The organism is Pseudohaemophilus parahaemolyticus, assembly GCF_938021905.1.
In the GTDB taxonomy this organism is placed as follows: Bacteria; Pseudomonadota; Gammaproteobacteria; order Enterobacterales; family Pasteurellaceae; genus Haemophilus_A; species Haemophilus_A parahaemolyticus_B.
Genome location: NZ_CALIFA010000020.1, coordinates 1 through 24,710 on the forward strand (window position 1 = coordinate 1; position 24,710 = coordinate 24,710).

The following is a 24,710-nucleotide window of genomic DNA, read 5'->3' on the forward strand; positions in this document are numbered from 1 at the left end:
TTTAGCAAACGAAGTGGCTGATTTCGCAGCAGCAAACAAAGGTACAACTATCGAAGCATTACAAGCGCAATTTGAAGAAAAACGTGCTGCATTAGTTGCTAAAATCGGTGAGAACATGAATATTCGTCGTGTTGCTTACTTAGATGGTCAAGTAATTGCTCAATACTTACACGGTGCAAAAATTGGCGTATTAGTTGCGGGCGAAGGTTCTGCTGATGAACTGAAAAAAGTAGCAATGCACGTAGCTGCATCTAAACCTGAATTCGTGAACCCAGAAGATGTATCTGCTGAAGTGGTTGAACACGAACGCCAAATCCAAATCGATATTGCGATCAACTCTGGTAAACCAAAAGAAATCGCAGAGAAAATGGTTGAAGGTCGTATGAAGAAATTCACTGGTGAAGTTTCATTAACAGGTCAAGCATTTGTAATGGATCCTTCTGTATCTGTAGGGGATTTCTTAAAATCAGTAAATACTTCAGTTTCTAACTTCATTCGTTTAGAAGTAGGCGAAGGTATTGAGAAAAAAGAAGAAGATTTTGCTGCTGAAGTTGCAAAAATCACTGGCGGTAACGCATAATTCTTTAACGATAAAAAATGTATGCTTGTAAGCCCAATTTAAAGTTGGGCTTATTTATTTTTAAAAGAATTTCAACTTATTTCGTTAAGTAAATTTTATACACATAAAAATCTGCATTTTAATCAGTTATTAAACTTGTAAAATGCAGATTAAATGATGGGGTATCAATTAAGAAATTTTCTTTTCTAATGCTTTTAGGCGTTTATGTATGCCATCAATGCCTAATGTTAGAGCTGCTGTTTTACGCCATTCTTTATTCGTTTGCAATGGAATACCAGAGGAATATACGCCAGGCTCTGTAATTGGACGCATAACCATTCCCATTCCAGTAATGGTTACTTTATCACAAATTTCCATATGACCATTAATCACACTCGCACCGCCAATTAAGCAATAGCGACCAACAGTTAAGCTACCTGCCATAATAACGCCACCCGCAACCGCTGTACCTGTGCCAATATGAACATTATGTGCAATTTGACAAAGGTTATCGATAATAACGTTATCTTCAATAATCGTGGCATCTAATGCGCCTCTGTCAATACAGGTATTCGCACCAATCTCAACGTTATTACCAATTATTACTTGCCCTACTTGTGGAATTTTAATCCAACGACCACGATCATTTGCATAACCAAAACCATCACTACCGATAACTGTTCCTGATTGAATTAAGCAATTAGCTCCAATCTCAACGTTATGGTAAACAGTGACATTAGCCCAGAGCTGAGTGCCTGAACCTATCTTGGTATTTTTACCAACAAAGCAATTTGCACCAATGATCACGTTATCACCTAGTACAACACCTTCTTCAATCACTGCGTTCGCACCAATAGATACATTTTCGCCCAATAAAACACCATCAAAAATGACCGCACTTTTTGCGATTCCTTGTGCCGCTTTTGGCGTGCTATCCATATATTGCGCTAAAATTGCGTAAGCCACATAAGGATCTTTAACAATAAGTAAATTGCTTTCTGGAGAACAGTGTTCAACATCCTCTTCAGAAACAACCAAAATCCCTGCTTTAGAATCTTTCAATAATGCACGAAATTTTACGTTAGAAATAAAAGTGAGTTGATTTGATTGGGCTTTATCGAGAGGAGCGATATTCTCAACAACAACATCGGCGTTACCGCGAACGGTAGCGCCGATTTGAGTTGCCAATTCTTGTAAAGAATAGGATTTTTGCATTATGAGAACCTATTATTTTTTCTCTTGTGCTTTTTCAGAAGCAGGAATAGATTTTAATACTTCTTCAGTAATATCTTTACCCTCTACCGCAAATACAACTGAATTTGCATCAAGCACATAAGTATAACCTTTTGCTTTTGCTAAATTATTTGTCGCAGTTTGAATGCTATTTAATAATTTACCACGTTCTTCAGCTTGACGTTTTTCATTTTGAGCTTGGAATTCTTGAACTTTTTTATCTTGTTCTTGCATTAATTTTTGTAATTCAGCATCTTCAGCCGCACCTAATTTATTAATTTCCTCTTGGCGTTTTTGAATATCAGCTTGACGTAAGCGAGGTGCATCTTTTTCTAAAGCCGCAACTTTTGCTTCTACTTTTTTACGAGCAGCAGCAATTTTATCATCAACTTCTTTTTTGCTTGCTGCTAATTTCTCAGCTACAGGTTTAAATTCAGCATCAAGTTTATCTGCTACCGCTTGGCGATCTGGGTGATGTTGAAAAATATAACCTGCATTAATGAAAGCAATTTTTTCTTCAGCGGAAGCATAGCCTGAAGCAAGTGCAATACCTAAAGCAAGTGCGGTTACTTTTGCGATGTTTTTCATTTGATAAATATCCTTAATTAAATGATGGGTTTAATATTTTCTCTGCCCAATTCAATTAGGCAGAGAACGTTGTTTTTGAGTTCTGATGACGAAAAAAGTTCAATTTATTAGAAAGAACCCCCAATACTAAATTGGAACTGTTCGACATCATCATTTTCATATTTTTTAATTGGTTTAGCATAAGAAAATACCAATGGTCCAATAGGAGATTGCCATTGGAATCCGACACCTGTAGAGGCGCGAATACGGCTTGATTTGCCATAATCAGGTAAGTCTTTCAAGACCTTGCTCTCTAATCCATTTTTATCTGATTTCCATTTAGTATTCCAAACACTTGCCGCATCAACAAATAGGGAGGTTCGGACTGTATTTTGGCTTTTATCACTCACAAATGGAGTTGGTACAATAAGTTCTGCACTCGCAGTTGTGATTGCATTACCACCAATCACATCAGAACTTATCTTATTAAAAGTACCATTACCATGTTCGGCATAAATTGCATTAGGCCCAATACTACCATAAGCAAAACCGCGTAATGAACCAATGCCACCCGCTGTATAAGTTTGATAGAACGGTAAACGCTTGTTTCCAAAACCATTTGCATATCCTGCAGATGCTTTTGCAGATACAACCCAGCGGTGATCTCTGTCTAATGGGTAGAAACCCTGTACATCTGCACTTAGTTTGTAGTATTTGTTATCAGAACCTGGAATAGTAACTCGTCCACCAAGACTTGCTTTAACCCCTTTAGTTGGGAAATAGCCTCTATTAAGGCTGTTATAGTTCCAACCAAAAGAAAAATCAAAGTCATTTGTTTTAATGCCATTACCTTTAAATTTCATTGATTGAATATATAAATTACGGTTATATTCTAGAGCAAAGTTACTAATTTTATTATAGGTATGGCCTAATCCTACATAATAGGAGTTATTTTCATTTACAGGGAAACCTAAAGTAACATTACTTCCATAAGTCGTACGCTTATAGTTAGAGGATGTATCACTTTTAGAGTTATCGTAGTTTTCAAAGAAAATATTTCCACCAAGACTTACACCATCTTTAGTAAAATAGGGTTCGGTATAACCCAAATTGACACTCGTACCATAATCATTTTTCGTACCAGCTATACTTACTGCCGCCCCTGTTCCCAAGAAATTATCTTGTTTAATACTTGCTTGATAACTGATACCACTCTCTGTACCGTAACCAATACCAAAGTTGATACTACCCGTGTTACGTTCTTTGACTTTATATACGACATCCACTTCATCATTGCTACCATTGATAGGATCAATTCGGTTTTCAACTGTTTCGAAGAAACCTGTACGATCTAAGCGAATTTTTCCTAACTCAACTAATTGTGAATTATACCAAGTTCCTTCTTGTTGTCGCATTTCCTGACGTAAAGTACTATCAGCAGAAACGGTATTTCCTTCAAAGCGAAGTTGGCGAACAGTTAAACGTCGTCCAGCATCAACAACAAAGGTTATCGCTAATGTTTTATTTGCATCGTCAAAATCAGGTACAGAATTTACTGTTGTGTTACCGTAACCTCGTTCCCCAAGTTTTGCTTTAATTGCATTTTCTACATCTGCAATATCACTACGGCGGAAAGTATCATTTAAATGTAATGCTGAAAGTAAAGGTTCAAGCTCGGCAGACATACCTCCCAGATTACCTATAATGCGTGCACTACGAAGGTCATACTGTAAACCTTCATTTACATCAATGGTTACATTAACTTTTGTTTTTTCATCATTTAGCTGAACATCCGTTTTAGTGATTTGTGCTTTGGCATAGCCATTATTTAAATAATAATCACGAATTGCCTGCAGATCTTTCTCGAATTGCGCACCTTCAAATTTATTTCCCCATAATTTCCACCAAGAATCAGGTTGTAATTCCATTTGTTCTTGTAATGTACTGCTACTAACAGATTCGTTCCCCTTGAAAGTTAATGATGCCAATTTTGCTTTATCATCTTCATTGATTTGAATTAAAATTTCAGCACGATTATTTGGCAGCGTATTGACAATAGGTTCAACGGTTGCGTTATAGCGACCTACACTTGCATAGTGCTCTTTTACACTTTTGGCAAATTCATTTAATTTTTCTCGAATTAAAACATCGCCAACTTTAAACCCGTTAGCATCTAAGTTTTGTTTAAGTGCTTCAGTGGGAATAACAGAGTTACCTTTGATTTTAACATCTGAAATGATCGATTTAGCCACAACGCTAACAACAAGCACATCGCCTTCTTGATGCGCTTTCACATCATCGAATCGACCACTTACGAATAAAGAGCGGACAATATTAGCCACATCATTGTCAGTCACACGCTGACCAGCACGAACAGGTAAACTTGCTCGGATTTGTTGTTCTAAGTCACCTTGAACACCATCCACACGAATATCTTTTGCCACAAAAGGTGCGGCAAACACAGTCGTTGTCGTACCGAATAATAAACTTGCGATTAGAAGTTTTTTCATCGATTGTATCCTATATAAATTATAGACGTAAAAAATCATTAAATAATGCAAACACCGTTAAGCTTAATAACAGTGCTGCGCCAATTCGATAACAGATGCTTTGCACCCGCTCAGAAACAGGTTTTCCTTTAACAGCTTCCATTGTTAAAAAAACTAAATGACCGCCATCTAATACTGGTAATGGAAATAAATTCATAATCCCTAAATTTACACTAATCAATGCCATAAAACTTAAAAAATACACCAATCCAATATTTGCTGATGCACCAGCACCTTTTGCAATAGAAATTGGCCCACTTAAATTATTTAATGACAAATCGCCAGTAAGTAATTTCCCTAATATTTTCAAGGTTAAAAGGGAAAGTTGTCCTGTTTTTTCAATGCCTTTTTGTAAAGATTCAAGAATACCATATTTTAATTCAGTACGGTATTCATCCGCTAATTTTGTCAAGGTTGGGCTAACCCCAACAAACCATTTGCCATTTTGATTACGCACTGGAGTTAGGATTTTGTCAAATGTTTCTCCATTACGTTCAATTTTTATAGTAAAAGTTTCGCCTTGTTCGACCTGTTTTATAAAATCTTGCCAAGGAAGTGCGGTTAAATTTTCTTTTAAAATTTTATCACCGATTTGTAAACCAGCTTTCTCAGCGGGAGAATTTTGAACAACTTTAGAAAGCACCATTTCAACTTGAGGACGCATAGGCATAATCCCTAATGCCTCAAAAGCACTTTCTTTTGCGGGATCGAATATCCAATTTGTAAGATTTAAAGTCCGTTGTTGTTCAATATTAGAATTGAAAGGAGAAAGGGTAATCTTAACATTAAGCTCCCCCATTTTTGTTGCAAGTAGCATATTGATGGTTTCCCAATCTTGAGTTTCTTCGCCATCAATTGTAAGAATTTGCGTATTGGGTTCAATGTGGGCTTGTGCTGCGATTGAGTTTGGTGTTATTGATTCAATCACTGGTTTAACCGTTGGCATTCCATAAAGGTAAATGACCCAATAAGCAAAAATTGCAAAAATAAAATTAGCTAAAGGGCCTGCAATAATTACAAATGACCGTTGTAATACGCTTTTACTGTCAAATGCTTGTGATTTTTGCTCAGCAGGAACTACTTCATTACGTCCATCAAGCATTTTTACATAGCCGCCTAAAGGAATCATTGAAACCGCAAATTCTGTACCATATTTGTCAATGCGTTTCCAAATTACTTTTCCAAAACCAATGGAAAAACGATGGACTTTTATACCGCACTTTCTCGCTGCCCAAAAGTGACCATATTCGTGAACGGATACTAATACAGCAATAGCAATGATAAAAGAACCTAGTGACCACAAAAATGACATTCAAAATCCTTATAACACAAAGAAATAGAAGTAGCTGAAAAAAGGTACCGCGGCAGTCAAGCTATCAATGCGATCTAATACACCGCCATGACCAGGAATCAATTGGCTACTGTCTTTAACTCTTGACTCACGTTTAAACATACTTTCAGTTAAATCGCCCAATACTGAAATTGCAACTGTCGCTACAGAAAGAATGATAAATCCAGTAATATTTCGATTGCCTACTAAAGTATTGTTAGAGAAATGAATAAAGATAAAAGCAAGCACTAATGCTGTAATTAATCCACCAATAACCCCTTCCCAACTTTTACCTGGCGATACTTTAGGGGCAAGTTTACGTTTGCCAAAGGCGCGTCCGCTAAAATAAGCACCAGAATCAGCCGCCCAAACAAGTACAAATACGTAAAGTAATAAAAATAAGCCGTGATAAGGATCATGGGTATAGTGTTCTAAACGTAAACGTAATACACCTGCGATAAATGGAATCAACGTAGAAAAGGCAAATAAAAGTTGTAAAAGTGGATTTTTAGACCAAAATTTAGCTGATTTAGGGTAACTGATCACAAGTAACAAAGCTAAACCCCACCAGCTAACAGCATTTATCAATAAAAGCTGAAGATGTTGTTCAAACACACGCCCTGCATCTAAATAGTTGCCCTCAGTATAGAGCCATAAGAAGATAAATACGCCTAAAAAGGTAGTCACAAAAAAACGTATCAAAGGTTGTTTTAGGCGAGCAAATTGAGTCCATTCCCAAATGCCTAAAATCGCTACCGCCCCTAAAGCGAGGGCAAAATAAAAAGGTGTGAATAAAAATAGTGCACATAAAACTGCAGCAATTAACACAATAGCAGATAAAACTCGTTGTTTAAGCATAATTTTAATCCGTTTAACTATTCAGTCCCGCCAAAACGGCGATGACGTTGTTGATAACTTGCAATCGCGCGATTAAATTCTAATTGATTAAAATCAGGCCAAAGCACATCGGAAAAATATAATTCCGCATAGGCAATTTGCCATAATAAAAAGTTGCTTATGCGCTGTTCTCCACTGGTGCGAATTAATAAATCCACAGGTGGTGCATTTTGGGTTGCAAGATGATGTTGAAAAGTCGAGTTATTAATATCTGAAACTGACATTTCTTCTTTTTTAACTTTTTCTGCAATTTGTTTAGCGGCTTGAATAATATCCCAACAACCGCCGTAATTTGCCGCAATATTGAGTGTAAGCGCGGTATTTTTTTCTGTTAAATTTTCCGCTTTTTTGATTTTTTCTTGTAAAGTTTCACTAAAACGAGATACATCGCCAATAATTTTCAGACAAATATTATTTTTATGTAATTTTTTCACTTCGCGATCCAAGGCTTGCATAAAAAGCGACATTAACGCGCTGATTTCTTGTTCTGGGCGACTCCAATTTTCGCTACTAAAGGCATAAAGTGTGAGTACTTCCACACCGATTTGTCGTGCATAAGCCACTGCTTTGCGTACCGCAGTAACGCCATTGGTGTGTCCGAAAATTCGCATTTTATTTTTCTGTTTTGCCCAACGACCATTACCATCCATAATAATGGCAACGTGTTTTGGTATATTTGTTTGATCCAACTCTATCATTATTTTTATTATTGAGAGACCTCTATAAATTTGGTGGTAAACTATATCATAAGTTATATTGGCTTGCTATGAATTCCTTTGTTCTAATCTGTTCTGTAAAAATTGAAAATTTATTGTAAAAAACAACTAAAAAAACCACCGCACTTTTTATTTCTCTCCCTATTAATTTTTGCCATTTTACGGTATTCTATGGCACATTTTCTATTGTCAAAATGCTGCAAAAGTGCGGTTAAAATTTAAGGTGATTTTATGCAAGAACAATATCGCCCCGATATGATCGAACCAAAGGTTCAACAATATTGGGCAGAAAATAAAGTTTTCAAAGCAATCAAAGACGAATCTAAAGAAAAATATTACTGTCTTTCTATGTTCCCATATCCTTCTGGCCGCCTGCATATGGGGCATGTGCGCAACTACACTATTGGTGATGTCATTTCTCGTTATCAACGCATGCTAGGCAAAAACGTATTGCAACCATTTGGTTGGGATGCTTTCGGCTTACCAGCAGAAGGTGCGGCGATCAAAAATAAAACTGCGCCTGCTAAATGGACATACGAAAACATTGCCTACATGAAAAAACAACTTCAACTTTTAGGCTTTGGTTTCGACTGGGATCGTGAAATCGCAACCTGTAAACCCGACTACTACAAATGGGAGCAATGGTTCTTCACTGAGCTTTACAAAAAAGGCTTGGTGTACAAAAAAACCTCAACCGTAAACTGGTGCCCGAATGATGAAACAGTGCTCGCAAACGAGCAAGTACACGAAGGTTGTTGCTGGCGTTGTGATACACCTGTGGAACAAAAAGAAATCCCACAATGGTTTATCAAAATTACTGACTATGCAGAGCAATTATTAGGTGGTTTAGATACCCTTCCACAATGGCCTGACATGGTAAAAACCATGCAACGTAACTGGATTGGTCGTTCTGAAGGGGTAGAAATTACCTTTGATGTTGCAAATACCAACGAAAAAGTAGCAGTTTACACCACGCGTCCAGATACCTTTTATGGCGTAAGTTATTTAGGCATTGCGGCAGCACATCCATTAGCAAGTTTAGCAGCTCAAAACAATTCCGAATTAGCCGCCTTTATCCAAGAAGCGAAAAACGCAAAAGTGGCAGAAGCTGATCTTGCGACAATGGAGAAAAAAGGAATGGCAACGGGATTATTTGCTATTCATCCATTGACGGGTGAAAAATTACCAATTTGGGTTGCGAATTTCGTATTAATGCACTATGGCACTGGCGCAGTAATGGCGGTTCCAGCTCACGACCAACGTGACTTTGAATTTGCTCAAAAATACGGTTTACAAATCAAGCAAGTTATTGAACCCATTGCTGATGAGGAAATTGATTTAACTAAACAAGCCTTTACTGAACACGGCAAACTCGTTAATTCAGCTGAATTTGATGGTAAAGACTTTGATGGTGCATTCAACGGTATCGCGGATAAATTAGAAAAATTAGGTGTTGGAAAACGTCAAGTTAATTACCGTTTACGTGACTGGGGCGTTTCTCGCCAACGTTATTGGGGTGCACCAATTCCAATGCTAACCCTTGAAAATGGCGATGTAGTACCTGCACCAATGGAAGATTTACCTATTATTCTGCCTGAAGATGTGGTAATGGATGGCGTAAAAAGTCCAATTAAAGCAGATCTTAACTGGGCCAAAACAACCCTTAACGGCGCACCAGCGTTAAAAGAAACGGATACCTTTGATACCTTTATGGAATCCTCTTGGTATTACGCGCGCTACACTTGTCCACAATATCAAAATGGCATGCTTGATGCGGAAGAAGCAAACTATTGGTTACCAGTGGATCAATATATCGGCGGTATCGAACACGCAACAATGCACTTGCTCTACTTCCGTTTCTTCCACAAATTATTGCGTGATGCAGGATTTGTAACCAGTGACGAACCAGCCGATAAATTATTATGTCAAGGTATGGTGCTTGCAGACGCCTTCTACTACACAAGTCCAACCAATGAGCGTATTTGGGTGAGTCCAACACAGGTAACTCTTGAACGTGATGAAAAAGGTAGAATTATTAAAGCGACTGATCCTGAAGGGCGTGAATTAGTCCACAGTGGCATGACAAAAATGTCGAAATCCAAAAATAACGGTATTGACCCACAAGAAATGGTAGAAAAATATGGTGCCGATACTGTTCGCCTCTTTATGATGTTTGCCTCTCCAGCAGAAATGACCTTGGAATGGCAAGAATCTGGCGTAGAAGGTGCGAAACGTTTCTTAGGGCGTGTTTGGAATTTGGTATATCAATATCAACAAAATCCAGCAAAAACTAGCCTAGATTTGACCGCACTTTCCGCAGAACAAAAAGTGCTTCGCCGTGAAGTTCATAAAACCATTGCGAAAGTGAGCGATGATATTGGTCGTCGTCAAACATTTAATACTGCGATTGCTGCAGTGATGGAATTGATGAATAAACTGACTAAGGCATCGCTTGATAGCGAGCAAGATCGTGCAGTTATGGCGGAGGCATTAAGTGCAGTTGTTCGTATGCTTTATCCAATTACGCCACATATCTGTTTTGAATTATGGCAAGCTCTTGGCAATGAAAGTGCTATTGATACTGCAGAATGGGTAAAAGCCGATGAAGCCGCAATGGTAGAAGATGAAAAACTGATTGTTGTGCAAGTAAATGGCAAGGTTCGTGGCAAAGTTACTGTTGCGGCAGATGCAGATGAAGACACAGTCAAAACGATTGCTTTTGCGGATGAAAATGTGAAGAAATTTATTGATAATCAACACATTGTCAAAGTGATTTATGTCGTAGGTAAATTATTAAACGTGGTAGTGAAACCATAATACATAGGGTGTGTGGATTTAAAATTCACGCACCATTTTTTATAGGTATGTGAAATATTTACATTTTACACGTCCTACAATAAAGGTAATTTTTATGATCAACTCAATCAAGACTTTACTGCTTATCGCAACATTAGCAATTCTTTCTGCTTGCGGTTGGCATTTTCAACAGTCGGTTACTATGCCAAGTGAATGGCGAACATTAGCCCTTGAAAGTGATGACTCTTATAATGATTTTACTGTTATTATGCGTCGCAAATTGCAGGAAAATCAGGTTAATGTCGTCAATTTAGAACAAAATATTCCCATTTTACGTATTAATAAACAGATTACTTCAGATCAAGTCGCGTCTATTTTTAAGCACGGACGTGAGGCAGAAAAACTTTTAATGTTGGAAGTAGAAGCCACTTTCCGCCTTGCTAATGGCGAAAGCTATCCAATCAATGCGAAAGTAAACCGTACTTTCTTTGATAATGCACGTGCAGCATTAGCCAAATCAGAAGAACGAGAGGTAATTTGGAATGATATGCGCGAGCAAGTAGCACGTCAATTAATCGTAAAAATAATTGCGTTACAAAATCAAATAAAAAGGAAATAATGAACCGCATTTTTCCAGAGCAACTAAATCATCATCTTGCGCAAGGCTTGGCTAGAGTTTATCTCTTGCAAGGGCAAGATCCTTTATTACTTAGTGAAACTGAGGATACTATTTGTCAAGTGGCAAACCAGCAAGGTTTTGATGAAAAAAATACTATTCAAGTTGATAGCCAAACTGATTGGGCGCAACTTATAGAATCTTGTCAATCTATAGGGTTGTTTTTTAGTAAACAAATACTAAGCTTGAATTTACCTGAAAATTTCACCGCACTTTTGCAGAAAAATCTGCAAGAACTTATATCCGTATTGCATAAAGATGTCTTGCTTATTTTACAGGTAGCAAAATTGACTAAAGCGATTGAAAAGCAAACGTGGTTTATTATACTTAATCAATATGAACCAAATACAATACTGATAAATTGTCAAACACCGACGGTAGAAAACTTACCACGTTGGGTAAAAAATCGTACCAAAGTAATGGGATTAGACGCTGACAATGAAGCAATTCAACAACTTTGTTATAGTTACGAAAATAACCTGCTCGCACTCAAACAAGCTCTGCAGCTTTTAGATTTGCTCTATCCTGACCATAAACTTAACTACAATCGTGTTATTAGCGTAGTAGAACAATCTTCAATTTTTACACCATTTCAATGGATTGATGCTTTGCTAATGGGAAAAGCAAATCGTGCTAAACGTATTTTAAAAGGTTTACAAGCTGAAGATGTGCAACCTGTTATTTTATTACGCACACTACAGCGAGAATTATTTACGTTGCTTGAACTCACAAAACCACAGCAACGTATTGTGACAACGGAAAAACTTCCAACTCAACAAATTAAGACTGAATTTGACCGTCTAAAAATCTGGCAAAATCGCCGACCGCTCTTTTTAAGTGCGATTCAACGTTTAACTTACCAGACTCTCTACGAAATTATCCAAGAGCTTGCCAATATTGAACGCCTTGCTAAACAAGAATTTAGTGATGAAGTGTGGATTAAACTCGCTGATTTATCTGTAAAAATTTGTTTGTAGTCACAAGGCAAATAAAATAGACAATATTGAAATAAGATTTTGATAAAAAAGAAATTTTTTGCTGGAAAAATGGTCTCTACCTACTTCCATTTTTTGAACTTATCCCTTGTCATACCTAAAATAAATAAGAGTGTTAGTATCTAAAAAGGGAACAAAACAGGGAACATCACTATAAAAAATGGTCTTTTTTGATGTCATTATTTGGGAATTATTTGGGAATTATTTGGGAATTATTTGGCAAGTTAGAAAATTTATTAATCTTTAATTCTCGTTTAATTTCGTTTTATCTGTCAAGCGTGAAATAAACAAAAAGCGAATATTTTTGTTCGTTTTGTGATAAGTGTTTGTTTTTCGGTATAATATGCCCGTTTAGTTTTTGGCTAAATTTCATAATAAATCTTTCGTTGTATGGTTTTTTTTCCTAAGTCCCCGCGCCAACCAAGTCCAAGCCTCGCGGGGCTTTTTTGCCCCCAAGTCAGTGCACGGCTTAAAACAACTTGCCTTGCACTTTATCTTGCCCTTTTAACTGTGCTAATCGTTCTTCATTCGTCATCGGCTTAATGCCTTTTTCCTGCAAAGTTTCTTTTTCGGTTTTATCCCAGTTGTTCGCTTCGGGGCAATCCACATAAACCGCCCTTTTAATGTTACTAATCTGCCCGACAAAATTGGCGTTTAATTGCCCACATGATGAAGGCTTTTTTTAAATTTATAGCTATCTAAAATTAAACTTTCCGTTTCTTTTTTCGGGAATTCTATATATAGAATTTTTCCTATAATTAATTCCTCTAATTTGTTTAATATGTCGAATTTAAGTATGCTAATCGGCATGGAATTTTCCGACTTTTGGGGGCACTAAATACAAGATCATTAATACATGTTCTTTCTACATTGTGGTTTATATAAATTGAAAAAGGCAATAAATCAATTTGATAATAATGCAATAAATCATCTACTGTTACTGGCTCGCCAAATTCTCTTGTCAATTTATCCGCTACCTGTTGCAAGCTATACCATTTTCTAGGGGGTAATGTTGCTTTATTTTTTGCCATAATTTTTCTTATCCTAAGTAAAAATAAAGCCCAGTTTAGTGGGCTGTTCTTTGTTCTGCGGTTTTATAGACTTCTAATCGTTCCCTTTTTCCAACAGATACAACAATAATAGTGATTTCCTGATCTCTTACTTGATAAACTAATCGATAACCAGCGCTTCTTAATTTGATTTTATATAAATCATTTTCGCCCTTTAATTTGTCGGCTTGAATGCGTGGATTTATCATTCTTTCGGCTAATTTATTTTTAAATTGTTGGCGTAAGGTTTCCCCCAATTTATTCCATTCTTTTAATGCGCGTTTATCAAAAATGAGTTTATAAGTCATTTAGATCAACCTCTACTGGTTCTAGGGTGGCTAGCCGTTCATTTGCCATTCTGCCGAGCTCTAAATCTTCGATTAATTCTTGCATATGAGAGAATAATTCGGGGGTGATGCAATAAAATGCGGGTTGGTTTCGGTTCAATATTGCGACTATTCCGCTTTCGCTTTCTTGAATTACGCCCATTGGGTTTCGTTTTAAGTCTGTAATGCTTGCCGCTTGTTCTGCCAGTATTTGATGTAATGCCATATAATGCCCCTTTTAGTGTTTAATTTAACGATATGATAACACCACTAAAAACCTTTTAAAAGATACAAAAAAGCCCTTTTCGGGGCTTGATTAGTGGTGATTGCGTTCGAGTTTTTTGCATCGTTTGATATATTCAGTTGTGAGGTCTATGGCTTCGCGTTCAGTAAGTGCTGCAAAGGTGCGCTATAAATTCCGCCTTCATAATATCGCCCCCTCGGTCTGAAAATGAATCCAGCTGCTTGAATATATCTTCTTTTCTCATTTTGTTATTTACGTGAGTTTGTCGCATTGCTCCCCCTATTCAAACGTAAAACAAGCGGACGCGGTGGCTTTATTGTTGAAAGTGCGGTTGTTTTCTAACGCACTTTGTTCAAGCTGCCCCCATAATTCACGCATAAATCGAGGCTTTTCATTCGCCTGTATGATTCCACGTGAAATATAATCCTGCACGCTGTAATTGATAAATAAATGCACGGCTTCAAGCAATTTACTAGCACATTCTTCAGGAGTTATCTGTTCCATTATTGCACCTCATCAATGCCTTCAATTAGTACCGCATGGCGGTGATTTTCTAGCAAGTAATCAAGCATCACAGAGAAATAAATTTGCACGTTATTTTGTCTCGGTTCTTGTTTGAAGAACAAGCGAGCGGTGTTTTGCTTGAAGTAAATCGCAAGGTTAGAAAACGTTGTAATTAAAATGTAGTCTGCCGGAAAGAAAGGTGCGGAAATTGCACGGAGTCCGCCAATCAGGTTTTGTGCGGTGATTGGCGCGCCGTTTTGGCTGTTGAGCTGTTTCGCATCAAGATTGACTAATGCACTGCTCAACATAATTTCCCCACGTCTGCATAATCTCTTGTCTAGAACGCCATTAATTCCTTAGGCGGTATTGATGGAAAATTCTTAGTAATTGGCTTTTTAAATCTTTTGGATAATCTTGTAAAAGGATTATTTTCTAACACGCCTTCATCAATCGCATTATCAAATATTTGTTTTATTGCAATGCATAACTTATCGCATATACCTGTTCCCTCTATGGGAAGTAGAGCATTATCAAAAGATCTCAAATTAATATTTTTAGCTAACAATCTAGAAAAATTAAATCTATCAAACAAATAAAGCTCTACTCTTCTATAAACTTTCTCAATACTATTTTCTTTTAACTCACCCTTCTTTAATCGTTTATCACGCCATAGCATAGCAAGCTCTTTAAAGGTCACAGATTTCTTCTCTTTCTCCTCTTGCTGCATACATTCTTCTTCAGCAGGATCTATACCTTGTGCCAATAGCCCGCACCATATACGAGCCTTATCCCTATCAGAAAATAGTTGCTCTTTATCGGTTGGTTTAATTCCATGAATATAAGAATCAGTGAATTTTTTTGAAAAGTCTCTAGCCATTGTTCAAACCCTAATAAATAAAAATTTACCGTTCTTCTGTTCCCTCGTTTTTGTTCCTTCATAAAGAGGGAACATTTAAGGGAACAATAAAAACGAACAATGACAAACAATAAAAGACGAAAACAACAATAAGGTTGATTCTAAAATGCTGTTTTTATGATGTTTTTTGACAGAAAAGACGTTATTTGACAAGTCGAATGGTCCCCCCTACCGGACTTGAACCAGTGACCAAGCGATTATGAGTCGCCTGCTCTAACCGACTGAGCTAAGGGGGGATAAAATAGAGCTAAATTATAGAATAAAGTGCTGATTTCGTCTATCTTTCCCAGATTGTTTGTGTAAAAAACAAACAATTATTCTATCCAAATAAGAGAGGCCATTCTGCCTGTCTGTTTATCTCGACGGTAAGAGAAAAACTTATCTTGCTCGGTATAAGTGCAATGCTTTCCGCCTGAGATTTCTGTAATGCCAAGCTTGTTTAAGCGTTGAGTCGCGAGTAAGTAAAGATTGCCGAGGAATTTACCGTTTGTAGTGAGATCAGGCGTAAAAGCGAGTTTTGCATTGGGATCGAAGGCACAAAATTGCTCGACGACCTCTTCACCTATTTGAAAAGCGGTTGGGCCAATGGCTGGGCCTAGCCAAGCAATAATATCGGAAGTCGGGCATTTAAATTTTGCAACAGTTTCTTCCAAAATGCCATCACATAAGCCCCGCCATCCCCCATGGGCTGCAGCAACTTCTGTGCCCTCTCTATTACAAAATAGTACAGGTAAGCAATCTGCAGTCATCACTAAGCAGACTTGGCAAGAATGTTGCGTATAAACCGCATCAGCCTCAATATTGCTTCCCGTAAAAGGTAGCTCAATAACTTTCGTGCTGTGGATTTGCGTGAGAAAAAGGGGAGAATGGGGCAAGTCAAATTTATCCACGAGTAAAGTACGATTTTGCTGCACTGCTTTTGGATCATCGCAAACGTGATCACCTAAATTAAAGCTATCAAAGGGTGGAAGACTCACGCCTCCCATTCTTACTGTCGTAAGGGCTTTAATATTTTTCGGTGCTTGCCAATTTGGATAAATTGCGTTCATTCCCATTCCCTTTTTAGTTTTATGAGCGAACGGCAATCGCTTCAATTTCTAAGCCAACATCTTTTGGTAAGCGAGCGACTTCTACGCAAGAGCGAGCAGGGAATGCAGGATGATTATTTTCACGGAAGAATTTTTCATATTCAGCATTTACCGTTGCGAAGTCATTTAAATCTTTTACAAAAACCGTTGTTTTGATGATGTTAGCAACACTCAAACCAGCTTGTTCTAAAATCGCTTTAACATTTTCGAGTGCTTGGCGAGCTTGTTCGGTAATGTCTGCAGATACTTCACCTGTTTTAGGATTAACTGGAATTTGACCTGATGTGAAAACAAGGTTGCCTAAATCAACCGCTTGTACGTAAGGACCGATTGCTGCAGGTGCGTTTTCTGTGTGAATTACTGTTGTCATATGTTTTCCTTGTATCAATAAAATAAAAGTCGTGCATATTCTAATCTATGCACTGACATCTAAAAATAAAAAAACAAACAATTTGATGAAATTTTATTGATTAAGTGCTTAATAACAAAACAATCATTTGTAATTACTTCTAAATGACAGTTTGTTAAATTTTAATCTTCAAAAAATTCTTCTAATACTTCTTCACGATTTACTTCTACAGGCGGATTATCGCACAACCAGTTTGCCAAGCGAGCATAATCTGAGATGCTAAGATTTTCGGCTCGAGCAATTAAATCTACGCCTAATGCTTCTAATTGTTCTGCAGTGAAGAGTGTTGATAATGCGTTACGTAAGGTTTTGCGACGCTGGTTAAATGCTTGAGTTGTTACGCGATTAAGCCAGTAAATATCTTTTACTGGGTACGGTAAAGTTTTGTATGGCACTAAGCGAACTACTGCAGAATCTACTTTGGGTGCGGGTTTGAATGCTGTTGGTGGCACTTCAAGCACAGGCATGACTTGACAATAATATTGTGCCATAATGGTTAAGCGTCCGTAAGCCTTGCTATTTGGGGCTGCACATAAACGTTTTACTACCTCTTTTTGCAACATAAAATGCATATCTTGGATTAAGTCGTGGAACTTAAACAGATGGAACATTAATGGCGTAGAGATGTTATAAGGTAAGTTACCGAACACGCGTACGCCTTCGCTATCTTGTAAGTTTAGGCTTTCAAAATATTCACGGAAATTAAAACGTAACGCATCCTGTTCTATGATAGTGAGTTTTTGGTTGATAAAAGGATGATGGCGTAAACGCTCAGCTAAATCACGGTCAAGTTCTACGACGGTGAGTTTATCTACTAATTCGGCAACAGGCTCTGTTAATGCACCTAAACCAGGGCCAATTTCTAATAAAAATTGACCGCTTTTCGGGTTAATTGCTGATACGATATTATGAATTACATTCATATCGTGTAAGAAATTTTGCCCGAAACGTTTACGAGCAGTATGACCTAAATGTTTTTTTGAATTTGTACTCATTATATTTAAATATGTGAAGAATGTTTTTGAAATTAAAGAACCCCGCTTAAGCGAGGTTCTCTGAAATAGCTCGAATTATTTAGCGTCTACATATTGGATATTTGCCCCTTTACGTAAGGTTTTTACCCAATCTTTTGAGGCTTCCTCGGCTTGTTTATTCACTAAATTTTCATAGGCCTTTTGAGCATAGGCATCTTGAGTTCTATCGCCTTGACGTGTATCAGTCACTTTCAAAACGTGCCAACCGAACTGTGATTTAAATGGTGCAGTGATTTGATCTTTTTTCGCACGGCTTGCCACGTTAGCAAAAGCGGGATCAAAGGTATCTAAGAATTGAAAACCTAAATCCCCGCCATCCGCTGCGGAAACATAATCAACCGAATTTGCTTTTGCCGCTTCTTCAAAGGTGGTTTTTCCTGCTTTGATATCTGCAACCAGTTGGTTTAATTTTGCTTTAGCTTGAGCATCATTTAATACAGGGTTGGTTTTAATAAGGATATGGCTGATACGATATTCTTGACCTGTTACCGCTTTTACCTTGCCTGCCGCTTTATCTTTTTCAAGCATTGCTTTTGCTTGTGCTTGTACTTGCTCTGGTTGTACTTGAATGGCTTGACCAATACTTTGATGGCGTACAGCTTCCATCATCATTTGTTGAGCAATTTGTTGGCGATATTGATTAAGGGTAATACCTTGATAATCCAACGCATCCAATAATTGACCATAGGTTAAGCCATTACGTGCAGCAATGTCTTCGATTGCACGATCAACCTGGCGGTAATCGATTTTAATGCCTGCTTTTTTCACCGCTTGCTGCACTAACATTTCATCAATCACGCTTTCAAGCGCTGCTTTACGGTTTGCGGCATTGTTGGCTTTTTTACCTAATGCACGTACCACTTGGCTTTCCATAATCATATTGCCATCAACGGTTGCCACAACACGCTCTTCAGCCATTGCAGATTGAGCCACAAATAACGCACCAAGCAATGCCACTAAAATAGATTTTGCGGAAGTCATTTTCATTTTATGTTCCCTATAATAATCATTAAATAACGGGATCTTAGAGCAAGCTAAACACAAAAGGTTCAACTATGCCAAAGATTGAATTTTCTTAATCACATTGGTGGTAGAGCAACCATTCTCAAAGTTCAATACTTGCACTTCACCGCCATTTGCCCAGACTTCTTGGCTACCTGCGATCTCTTCAGGTTTATAATCGCCACCTTTCACTAACAAATCTGGCAAAATTTCGCTGATTAAGCGTTGAGGCGTATCTTCATCAAACGGCACTACCCAATCTACTGAAGCTAAGCCAGCAAGTACAGCCATTCGAGCAGCTAAATGATTAATTGGTCGGGCTTCACCTTTTAAACGTTTTACTGATTCATCCGTATTAACAGCCACAATTAAACGATCGCCCAGTTTTCGTGCATTTTCTAAGTAAGAAACGTGTCCTGGGTGAAGAATATCAAAGCAACCGTTGGTCATCACAATTTTCTCACTACGTTTTTTGGCATCATGCACGATCTCTTTTAACTCCGTTTCAGAGACCACACCAAAACCTGTCGTTGCACGTTGGTGAATTGCATTTTCTAATTCTACAGGCGTAATGGTTGAAGTGCCTAGTTTACCCACAACCACGCCTGCAGCGGCATTGGCTAAATAGCACGCCTCTTCGTAAGGGCGACCATCAGCAATCGCCGTTGCCAACACGCTAATTACCGTGTCGCCTGCACCCGTTACATCATATACCTCTTTAGCTTGAGTCGGTAAGTGATAAGGAGCCTGATTTGGACGAAGCAAGGTCATTCCTTTTTCAGAACGGGTCACCAATAACGCAGAAAGATCGAAATCAGCGATCATTTTTAAGCCTTTTGCCACGATGTCCTCATCGTCTTTGCAATGCCCAACCACAGCTTCAAATTCAGACATATTTGGCGTGAGCAAAGTTGCTCCACGGTAGCGTTCAAAATCTGTGCCTTTCGGGTCGATTAACACAGGTACGTTCGCTTGGCGTGCGATTTGGATCATCTGTTGTACGCTTTCCAACGTGCCTTTGCCGTAATCTGATAAAATCAACGCCCCGTAAGCGGTGATTTCTTGAGATAGTTTTGCAAGAAGTGGTTGGCTATCCACGTTATGAAAGCCCTCTTCAAAATCTAAGCGTAATAATTGTTGATGGCGAGAAAGAATACGCAATTTAGTAATGGTTGGGTGAGTATCAACTGCCACACAATGGTTTTCGATATTGTATGCGTTCAATAATTTATCCAACGCATTGCCTGCATCATCTTGCCCAATTAAACCGTGCAAAGCCACAGGCACATTCAGGCTGGCAATGTTCATTGCCACGTTTGCCGCACCGCCTGCACGCTCTTCAATATCTTGCACTTTTACCACTGGCACAGGTGCTTCTGGTGAAATACGGTTAGTTGCCCCAAACCAGTAGCGGTCAAGCATCACATCGCCCAACACCAACACTTTGGCTTGGTTAAATTTTGGAGAGTATTGCATCATCATAATTTTTATTCTTCATTTGGGATTTAAAACTAGCTAGTCCCCCTCTTTAGAAAAGAGGGGGTAGGGGAGATTTGATCGCGATATAAAATTCAACAATGAACTCCGTTTTAGCTTCTGCCAAATCTCCCCCATCTCCTCTTTGCTAAAGAGGGGAGTCCACAAGCTATCTCTTCGATTTCTTAATAAACTTCATCAAACGTTTACGTTTACGCAATTGGCTTGGCGTAAGTTTATTACGTTTGCCCGCAAATGGGTTATTCCCTTCTTGGAACTGAATGCGAATTGGGCTACCAATAATTTTCAAGCTCTTACGGAAATAGTTCGATAAATAACGCTTATACGAATCCGCTAATTTTTCCACTTGGTTACCGTGAATCACGATAATTGGCGGGTTGTAACCACCTGGGTGGGCATATTTCAATTTCACACGACGACCATTTACGAGTGGCGGTTGATGTTCGTCTGCTGCCATACGCAAAATACGAGTCAGCATTGAAGTCGATGTTTTTTGTGTTGCACAAGCGTAAGCCTCTTTCACTGAATCGAACAAGTTACCCACGCCAGAGCCGTGTAATGCCGAAATAAAATGCACACGAGCGAAGTCGATAAAATCTAAACGGCGATCAAGCTCTGATTTCACTTGATCTTTAATATCCTGTGATAAGCCGTCCCATTTATTCACCACGATCACTAATGAGCGACCAGCGTTGAGAATAAAGCCCAAGAGTGATAAATCTTGGTCGGAAATCCCTTCACGGGCATCAATGGTCAATAGCACCACATTCGCATCTTGAATCGCTTGCAAGGTTTTGATTACCGAGAATTTCTCGACAGCTAAATTTACCTTACCACGCTTACGCACACCTGCGGTGTCGATAATGGTATATTGCTGACCATCGCGTTCCATCGGGATATAAATAGAATCGCGGGTTGTGCCTGGCATATCGTAAACCACCACACGCTCTTCGCCGAGAATACGGTTGGTTAGCGTTGATTTGCCGACATTCGGACGTCCAACGATCGCAATTTTAATATTTTTATCTTCAATACGTTCTTCGATTTCTTCTTCCAATGCTTGGTCTAATAATGCCGCATCTTCTTCATTATCTACATCGAAATCGTGATCCCATTCGTCTTGCGAGGTTTCCTCTTCTTCTGCAAATTCTTCACCATTTTCGAGCGCTTTATCTGCATTTAATTGCTCACCTAATGGAGCTAATACTTGCTCAATCAACTGCGTAACGCCACGACCTTGTGCTGCAGCAATTTGTTCTACTTCGCCTAAGCCTAATTGATAGAATTCTGCACAGTGTGAATCAGCATCAATACCATCTGTTTTGTTTGCTACCAAAACAGTCGTTTTTTCACGTTGTCGTAGGTATTGTGCAATGCCTACATCAGCGGGAACAAGTCCTGCACGTGCATCTACCAAGAAAAGGACTACATCAGCTTCCTCAATGGCTAAAAGGGATTGTTCCGCCATTTTTTCTTCAACACCTTCCTCGGTGCCGTCAATACCGCCCGTGTCAATCACGATAAAATCATAGCCTGCGATATTAGCGTGACCATATTTACGGTCACGGGTTAAACCTGGAAAATCTGCCACTAACGCATCACGCGTACGAGTTAAGCGGTTAAAGAGCGTGGATTTACCCACATTCGGTCTGCCCACAAGGGCAACAACTGGAGTCATTTCGTTATCCTTTAAAATTAAACTATTTTAATCCACGTATACGTAAATCATTTAGATTAAAAATTTCTGCATTATATCTTAAAGTCGTATATTTTAAAAATAAGTCTAAAATAAGAACAAAAAAAGTGTATGCGGTTAAACCACATACACTTCAGTTTTGGATGTTTAATCAGATGAATTACTATTCAATCGACTTCACTGCACTACGAATCGTCATTTTGATCTCTGCTGAAATCAGGCTTGAGATTGAATCTTCAATCACTTTTACTTTTGTTTGATCGCCTTTTCCTTCATCATCGAAATAACCTTCGGTTCTTAGGGTTGAAGTGAAGGTAGAGAATAATGCTTTATCAAAAAATTCTGGTGCATTAATGCCGTGCAAAACAGATAAGCGTTGAGCAATTGAACGGCTCTCTTTTTCAAGTTCTCCACGTGAAATATCAGGGCGATCGAGTAAGATATTTAAACCGATAAAATAGCGTTGCAACAATTCACGCACGCCATTACTGTGTAGCTGTAATGAACGCAGATGAGCATTGTTCAGTTTGAATACATCGCTTTCACTTTTTACTAATTGCTGGCGAATAAATTCGTTTAAAATTAGCTCTATTTGGTTACGAAGTTCCGTATCATTAAAATGTAGAAATAACTCTGCTTTCAAGAACGGATAAATCTGTTGCACGATTTTGATAATTAAATCTTTTGAAACCGCTTCTAAGTGTAAAATTACGCTTGCTACGAGTGAAGGCAATACAAACAGATGTTGAATGTTATTGCGATAATAGGTCATCAACACGGCAGATTCGCGATCTAAACGGATGAGTTCGCCAAAACTATCTTTTTCAGCGGTTACGCCTGAACGAGGTAATTTCAATACGTGTTCAAGCATCGCCTCTGCTGAGACGGTTGGGAGAGTCATCTCTTGAGAATAAGGAACGTTTTGGAAAAGTTGCAAATAACTTTCTACTTGTTCAATCAACTGCTCACGTGTTAATGCACGTTGGCGAGAAGCAAGCAATGCCGAGCCAATCAGGTTTTTCGCATTGACCGCTGCTGCTTTGTTGATATTAACCATCACTTTTTTAGCAAGGTTATCCACCGCTTCATTGAGCCATTTTGCACGCCCATCTTCGCTTGGTTCACGCCATGCTGGGAAGTGTTGGTTTAGGTAGTGATTGATTTGGATTGGCTCGCCAAAGTTTACATAGCCTTGCCCTAGGTTTTTCAATTTTTTGATCACGCGAAGCACTAAGCCTGCGTTTTCTTTCTCTTTTGTCGCTCCACGTAATTCTTTTGCGTAGGTATCCACTTCTAGCACGTGTTCATAACCGATATAAACAGGCACAATACTGATTGGGCGAGCTAAGCCACGTTGTAGGGCTTGAATAGTCATCGACATCATGCCCGTTTTAGGTTCAAGTAAACGACCTGTACGAGAACGCCCACCTTCAATAAAATACTCAACTGAATAGCCACGATAGAAAAGTTCGGCTAAATACTCACGAAAAATAGTGGAATATAAGCGATTGCCTTTGAATGTACGACGAATGAAAAATGCTCCCCAGCTACGGAAAAGTGAACCAACTGGAAAGAAATTTAGATTAATTCCTGCTGCAATATGAGGCGGAACTAAACCTTGATGGTAAAGTAAATAGGAAAGTAACAAATAGTCCATATGGCTACGGTGACAAGGCACATAGACAATCTCGTGTCCTTCCAAGGCGAGTTTACGCACTCGCTCACTATTTTCAACATTGATACCTTGATAGAGCTTATTCCAAAGCCAGCTTAACAGACGATCTGCCATACGCAAGCTATCGTGTTTTACATCGGCTGCAATTTCATCAAGTATTTTGGCGGCTTCAGCACGTGCTTTTTCAAGCGGCATTTTTTTATTTTCTGCTTCATCTGCAATCGCTTTTTTCAATACGTCAGAATCTAACAATTTATTGAACATTGCTTGGCGATCAGGCAATTGTGGACCCATCGCTGAATAGCGTTGTTTTGCAAAGTGCATACGAGCAATACGAGCCAACTTATGTGCGAGTTTTTCATCGACATCGTGATTTGCAACCATTTCATTTAAAGAGACCGCTTGTGAGAAACGGACGAAGTTATCACGACCATACCAAATGATCGAGAAAATACGCGAAAATGTACCTAACGCACGTAAATTGGGGGCTTTCTCTTTACCTGGTGCTCTTCCCCAAAGAACAGAAACTGGGATGAGTTGCACATCTAAATTGGGATCTTGTTTGTGTAAATCTAAATAGCGATGAATGGAAGCAACGGTTTCGCTTTTTGCCTCTTTTGATTTAAAAATGCGGCGATCTTCGTTTAAAAAGACAAAACGAGGCAATGAAACACCGTTAATCACATTTTGTTCTAACGGGTCAGGTAAGTTCAAACTACGGCAGTTTCGTTGCAAAATCAGGAGGTCTGATTGTGACGTATAAGGTAAAACGTAAATTAATGGCTGTTCGCGACTAAGTGCTAATTCGGTAATGGGATCTGTCGGGATAGATCGTGATTTTACTAGCAAAGAAAGTGGTAAATTCAGCAATTTACGATATAAATTAAGCAAAATTGACATTGGATTATCCTTTATTTATTTTGTCAAACGGGCATATGGTATCACAAAATTT

The 24,710-nt window shown here is 38.5% G+C and carries 24 protein-coding genes and 1 tRNA gene; 4 read left to right on the forward strand and 21 right to left on the reverse strand.

Features of this window, described 5'->3' with window-relative positions:
- Positions 1 to 580 (forward strand): translation elongation factor Ts (tsf, locus tag QMF79_RS01305; protein WP_281772463.1); only part of this gene is annotated, 580 nt, incomplete at its 5' end.
- A 168-nt stretch (positions 581 to 748) separates the two neighbouring features.
- Here tsf and lpxD read toward each other — a convergent pair.
- The 6 genes from lpxD to uppS form a co-directional block, all read right to left on the reverse strand.
- The gene (lpxD, locus tag QMF79_RS01310) at positions 749 to 1,774 is read right to left on the reverse strand and encodes a UDP-3-O-(3-hydroxymyristoyl)glucosamine N-acyltransferase (protein WP_005651483.1); all 1,026 of its coding nucleotides are present in this window, start codon (positions 1,772 to 1,774) and stop codon (positions 749 to 751) included.
- A 12-nt stretch (positions 1,775 to 1,786) separates the two neighbouring features.
- Positions 1,787 to 2,380 carry an OmpH family outer membrane protein gene (locus QMF79_RS01315; protein WP_005655852.1) on the reverse strand — a complete coding sequence of 198 codons (594 nt, stop codon included), beginning with the start codon at positions 2,378 to 2,380 and terminating at the stop codon, positions 1,787 to 1,789.
- A gap of 107 nt (positions 2,381 to 2,487) precedes the next feature.
- Complete coding sequence (bamA, locus tag QMF79_RS01320) at positions 2,488 to 4,869, reverse strand: outer membrane protein assembly factor BamA (RefSeq protein ID WP_048950713.1); 2,382 nt, start codon at positions 4,867 to 4,869, stop codon at positions 2,488 to 2,490.
- Between the two features lie 19 nt (positions 4,870 to 4,888).
- The gene (gene rseP, locus QMF79_RS01325) at positions 4,889 to 6,220 is read right to left on the reverse strand and encodes an RIP metalloprotease RseP (RefSeq protein WP_005659123.1); all 1,332 of its coding nucleotides are present in this window, start codon (positions 6,218 to 6,220) and stop codon (positions 4,889 to 4,891) included.
- Positions 6,221 to 6,229: 9 nt separating this feature from the next.
- Positions 6,230 to 7,096, reverse strand: coding sequence for a phosphatidate cytidylyltransferase (locus QMF79_RS01330; RefSeq protein WP_005686182.1), 867 nt, complete (start codon positions 7,094 to 7,096; stop codon positions 6,230 to 6,232).
- A gap of 17 nt (positions 7,097 to 7,113) precedes the next feature.
- Positions 7,114 to 7,833 (reverse strand): polyprenyl diphosphate synthase, encoded by a 720-nt coding sequence (uppS, locus tag QMF79_RS01335; protein ID WP_005655860.1) that lies wholly within the window; start codon positions 7,831 to 7,833, stop codon positions 7,114 to 7,116.
- Between the two features lie 249 nt (positions 7,834 to 8,082).
- On the opposite strand from uppS, the gene leuS reads away from it, so the two are divergent.
- The 3 genes from leuS to holA all read left to right on the forward strand — a co-directional run bounded on the left by leuS (position 8,083) and on the right by holA (position 12,300).
- Complete coding sequence (gene leuS / locus QMF79_RS01340) at positions 8,083 to 10,668, forward strand: leucine--tRNA ligase (protein ID WP_005659126.1); 2,586 nt, start codon at positions 8,083 to 8,085, stop codon at positions 10,666 to 10,668.
- A 94-nt stretch (positions 10,669 to 10,762) separates the two neighbouring features.
- Positions 10,763 to 11,266, forward strand: coding sequence for an LPS assembly lipoprotein LptE (gene lptE, locus QMF79_RS01345; RefSeq protein ID WP_005659127.1), 504 nt, complete (start codon positions 10,763 to 10,765; stop codon positions 11,264 to 11,266).
- Positions 11,266 to 12,300, forward strand: a complete 1,035-nt coding sequence (gene holA, locus QMF79_RS01350) for a DNA polymerase III subunit delta (protein WP_005659128.1) — start codon at positions 11,266 to 11,268, stop codon at positions 12,298 to 12,300. The genes lptE and holA overlap by 1 nt, the downstream gene beginning before the upstream one ends.
- A gap of 487 nt (positions 12,301 to 12,787) precedes the next feature.
- Here holA and QMF79_RS01355 read toward each other — a convergent pair whose 3' ends face one another.
- The 15 genes from QMF79_RS01355 to plsB form a co-directional block, all read right to left on the reverse strand.
- Entirely contained in the window at positions 12,788 to 12,925 is a 138-nt protein-coding gene (locus QMF79_RS01355) for a hypothetical protein (RefSeq protein WP_005659136.1), read from the reverse strand.
- A 169-nt stretch (positions 12,926 to 13,094) separates the two neighbouring features.
- Positions 13,095 to 13,349: a hypothetical protein gene (locus QMF79_RS01360; RefSeq protein ID WP_235444313.1), complete on the reverse strand. Its 255-nt coding sequence runs from the start codon at positions 13,347 to 13,349 to the stop codon at positions 13,095 to 13,097.
- Positions 13,350 to 13,384: 35 nt separating this feature from the next.
- Positions 13,385 to 13,675, reverse strand: coding sequence for a type II toxin-antitoxin system RelE family toxin (locus QMF79_RS01365; protein ID WP_005651512.1), 291 nt, complete (start codon positions 13,673 to 13,675; stop codon positions 13,385 to 13,387).
- On the reverse strand, positions 13,665 to 13,919 hold the full coding sequence (locus QMF79_RS01370; RefSeq protein WP_005651514.1) for a type II toxin-antitoxin system Phd/YefM family antitoxin: 255 nt from the start codon (positions 13,917 to 13,919) through the stop codon (positions 13,665 to 13,667). Before QMF79_RS01370 ends, QMF79_RS01365 begins: the two co-directional genes overlap by 11 nt.
- A 297-nt stretch (positions 13,920 to 14,216) precedes the next feature.
- Positions 14,217 to 14,441, reverse strand: coding sequence for a hypothetical protein (locus tag QMF79_RS01375; protein ID WP_005659141.1), 225 nt, complete (start codon positions 14,439 to 14,441; stop codon positions 14,217 to 14,219).
- On the reverse strand, positions 14,441 to 14,749 hold the full coding sequence (locus tag QMF79_RS01380) for a P2 family phage major capsid protein (protein WP_005659142.1): 309 nt from the start codon (positions 14,747 to 14,749) through the stop codon (positions 14,441 to 14,443). The genes QMF79_RS01375 and QMF79_RS01380 overlap by 1 nt, the downstream gene beginning before the upstream one ends.
- Positions 14,750 to 14,778: 29 nt before the next feature.
- A complete protein-coding gene (locus QMF79_RS01385) occupies positions 14,779 to 15,318 on the reverse strand; it encodes a hypothetical protein (RefSeq protein WP_005659144.1) in 540 nt (179 codons plus the stop codon).
- A 198-nt stretch (positions 15,319 to 15,516) separates the two neighbouring features.
- Positions 15,517 to 15,593, reverse strand: a tRNA-Ile gene (locus tag QMF79_RS01390).
- A gap of 78 nt (positions 15,594 to 15,671) precedes the next feature.
- On the reverse strand, positions 15,672 to 16,406 hold the full coding sequence (gene pgeF, locus QMF79_RS01395) for a peptidoglycan editing factor PgeF (protein ID WP_281772464.1): 735 nt from the start codon (positions 16,404 to 16,406) through the stop codon (positions 15,672 to 15,674).
- 19 nt (positions 16,407 to 16,425) lie between these two features.
- Positions 16,426 to 16,815 carry a RidA family protein gene (locus QMF79_RS01400; RefSeq protein ID WP_111312393.1) on the reverse strand — a complete coding sequence of 130 codons (390 nt, stop codon included), beginning with the start codon at positions 16,813 to 16,815 and terminating at the stop codon, positions 16,426 to 16,428.
- A 161-nt stretch (positions 16,816 to 16,976) separates the two neighbouring features.
- Complete coding sequence (gene rsmA / locus QMF79_RS01405) at positions 16,977 to 17,852, reverse strand: 16S rRNA (adenine(1518)-N(6)/adenine(1519)-N(6))-dimethyltransferase RsmA (protein ID WP_281772479.1); 876 nt, start codon at positions 17,850 to 17,852, stop codon at positions 16,977 to 16,979.
- 72 nt (positions 17,853 to 17,924) lie between these two features.
- Positions 17,925 to 18,875, reverse strand: coding sequence for a peptidylprolyl isomerase (locus tag QMF79_RS01410; protein WP_281772465.1), 951 nt, complete (start codon positions 18,873 to 18,875; stop codon positions 17,925 to 17,927).
- Positions 18,876 to 18,941: 66 nt separating this feature from the next.
- Entirely contained in the window at positions 18,942 to 20,372 is a 1,431-nt protein-coding gene (gene hldE / locus QMF79_RS01415) for a bifunctional D-glycero-beta-D-manno-heptose-7-phosphate kinase/D-glycero-beta-D-manno-heptose 1-phosphate adenylyltransferase HldE (RefSeq protein WP_281772466.1), read from the reverse strand.
- A gap of 163 nt (positions 20,373 to 20,535) precedes the next feature.
- On the reverse strand, positions 20,536 to 22,065 hold the full coding sequence (der, locus tag QMF79_RS01420) for a ribosome biogenesis GTPase Der (protein ID WP_281772467.1): 1,530 nt from the start codon (positions 22,063 to 22,065) through the stop codon (positions 20,536 to 20,538).
- 181 nt (positions 22,066 to 22,246) lie between these two features.
- Positions 22,247 to 24,658 (reverse strand): glycerol-3-phosphate 1-O-acyltransferase PlsB, encoded by a 2,412-nt coding sequence (plsB, locus tag QMF79_RS01425; RefSeq protein WP_281772468.1) that lies wholly within the window; start codon positions 24,656 to 24,658, stop codon positions 22,247 to 22,249.
- Positions 24,659 to 24,710 lie beyond the last annotated feature (52 nt).

What these genes read in the sequence shown, in the direction of transcription:
- QMF79_RS01360 (WP_235444313.1), bottom strand. Translation starts at nt 13,349, where the DNA reads ATGGCAAAAAATAAAGCAACATTACCCCCTAGAAAATGGTATAGCTTG.
- hldE (WP_281772466.1), bottom strand. Translation starts at nt 20,372, where the DNA reads ATGATGATGCAATACTCTCCAAAATTTAACCAAGCCAAAGTGTTGGTG.
- QMF79_RS01380 (WP_005659142.1), bottom strand. Translation starts at nt 14,749, where the DNA reads ATGTTGAGCAGTGCATTAGTCAATCTTGATGCGAAACAGCTCAACAGC.
- QMF79_RS01410 (WP_281772465.1), bottom strand. Translation starts at nt 18,875, where the DNA reads ATGAAAATGACTTCCGCAAAATCTATTTTAGTGGCATTGCTTGGTGCG.
- rseP (WP_005659123.1), bottom strand. Translation starts at nt 6,220, where the DNA reads ATGTCATTTTTGTGGTCACTAGGTTCTTTTATCATTGCTATTGCTGTA.
- bamA (WP_048950713.1), bottom strand. Translation starts at nt 4,869, where the DNA reads ATGAAAAAACTTCTAATCGCAAGTTTATTATTCGGTACGACAACGACT.
- QMF79_RS01385 (WP_005659144.1), bottom strand. Translation starts at nt 15,318, where the DNA reads ATGGCTAGAGACTTTTCAAAAAAATTCACTGATTCTTATATTCATGGA.
- QMF79_RS01365 (WP_005651512.1), bottom strand. Translation starts at nt 13,675, where the DNA reads ATGACTTATAAACTCATTTTTGATAAACGCGCATTAAAAGAATGGAAT.
- QMF79_RS01400 (WP_111312393.1), bottom strand. Translation starts at nt 16,815, where the DNA reads ATGACAACAGTAATTCACACAGAAAACGCACCTGCAGCAATCGGTCCT.
- uppS (WP_005655860.1), bottom strand. Translation starts at nt 7,833, where the DNA reads ATGATAGAGTTGGATCAAACAAATATACCAAAACACGTTGCCATTATT.
- QMF79_RS01330 (WP_005686182.1), bottom strand. Translation starts at nt 7,096, where the DNA reads ATGCTTAAACAACGAGTTTTATCTGCTATTGTGTTAATTGCTGCAGTT.
- leuS (WP_005659126.1), top strand. Translation starts at nt 8,083, where the DNA reads ATGCAAGAACAATATCGCCCCGATATGATCGAACCAAAGGTTCAACAA.
- der (WP_281772467.1), bottom strand. Translation starts at nt 22,065, where the DNA reads ATGACTCCAGTTGTTGCCCTTGTGGGCAGACCGAATGTGGGTAAATCC.
- QMF79_RS01315 (WP_005655852.1), bottom strand. Translation starts at nt 2,380, where the DNA reads ATGAAAAACATCGCAAAAGTAACCGCACTTGCTTTAGGTATTGCACTT.
- lptE (WP_005659127.1), top strand. Translation starts at nt 10,763, where the DNA reads ATGATCAACTCAATCAAGACTTTACTGCTTATCGCAACATTAGCAATT.
- lpxD (WP_005651483.1), bottom strand. Translation starts at nt 1,774, where the DNA reads ATGCAAAAATCCTATTCTTTACAAGAATTGGCAACTCAAATCGGCGCT.
- holA (WP_005659128.1), top strand. Translation starts at nt 11,266, where the DNA reads ATGAACCGCATTTTTCCAGAGCAACTAAATCATCATCTTGCGCAAGGC.
- QMF79_RS01375 (WP_005659141.1), bottom strand. Translation starts at nt 14,441, where the DNA reads ATGGAACAGATAACTCCTGAAGAATGTGCTAGTAAATTGCTTGAAGCC.
- pgeF (WP_281772464.1), bottom strand. Translation starts at nt 16,406, where the DNA reads ATGAACGCAATTTATCCAAATTGGCAAGCACCGAAAAATATTAAAGCC.
- QMF79_RS01370 (WP_005651514.1), bottom strand. Translation starts at nt 13,919, where the DNA reads ATGGCATTACATCAAATACTGGCAGAACAAGCGGCAAGCATTACAGAC.
- plsB (WP_281772468.1), bottom strand. Translation starts at nt 24,658, where the DNA reads ATGTCAATTTTGCTTAATTTATATCGTAAATTGCTGAATTTACCACTT.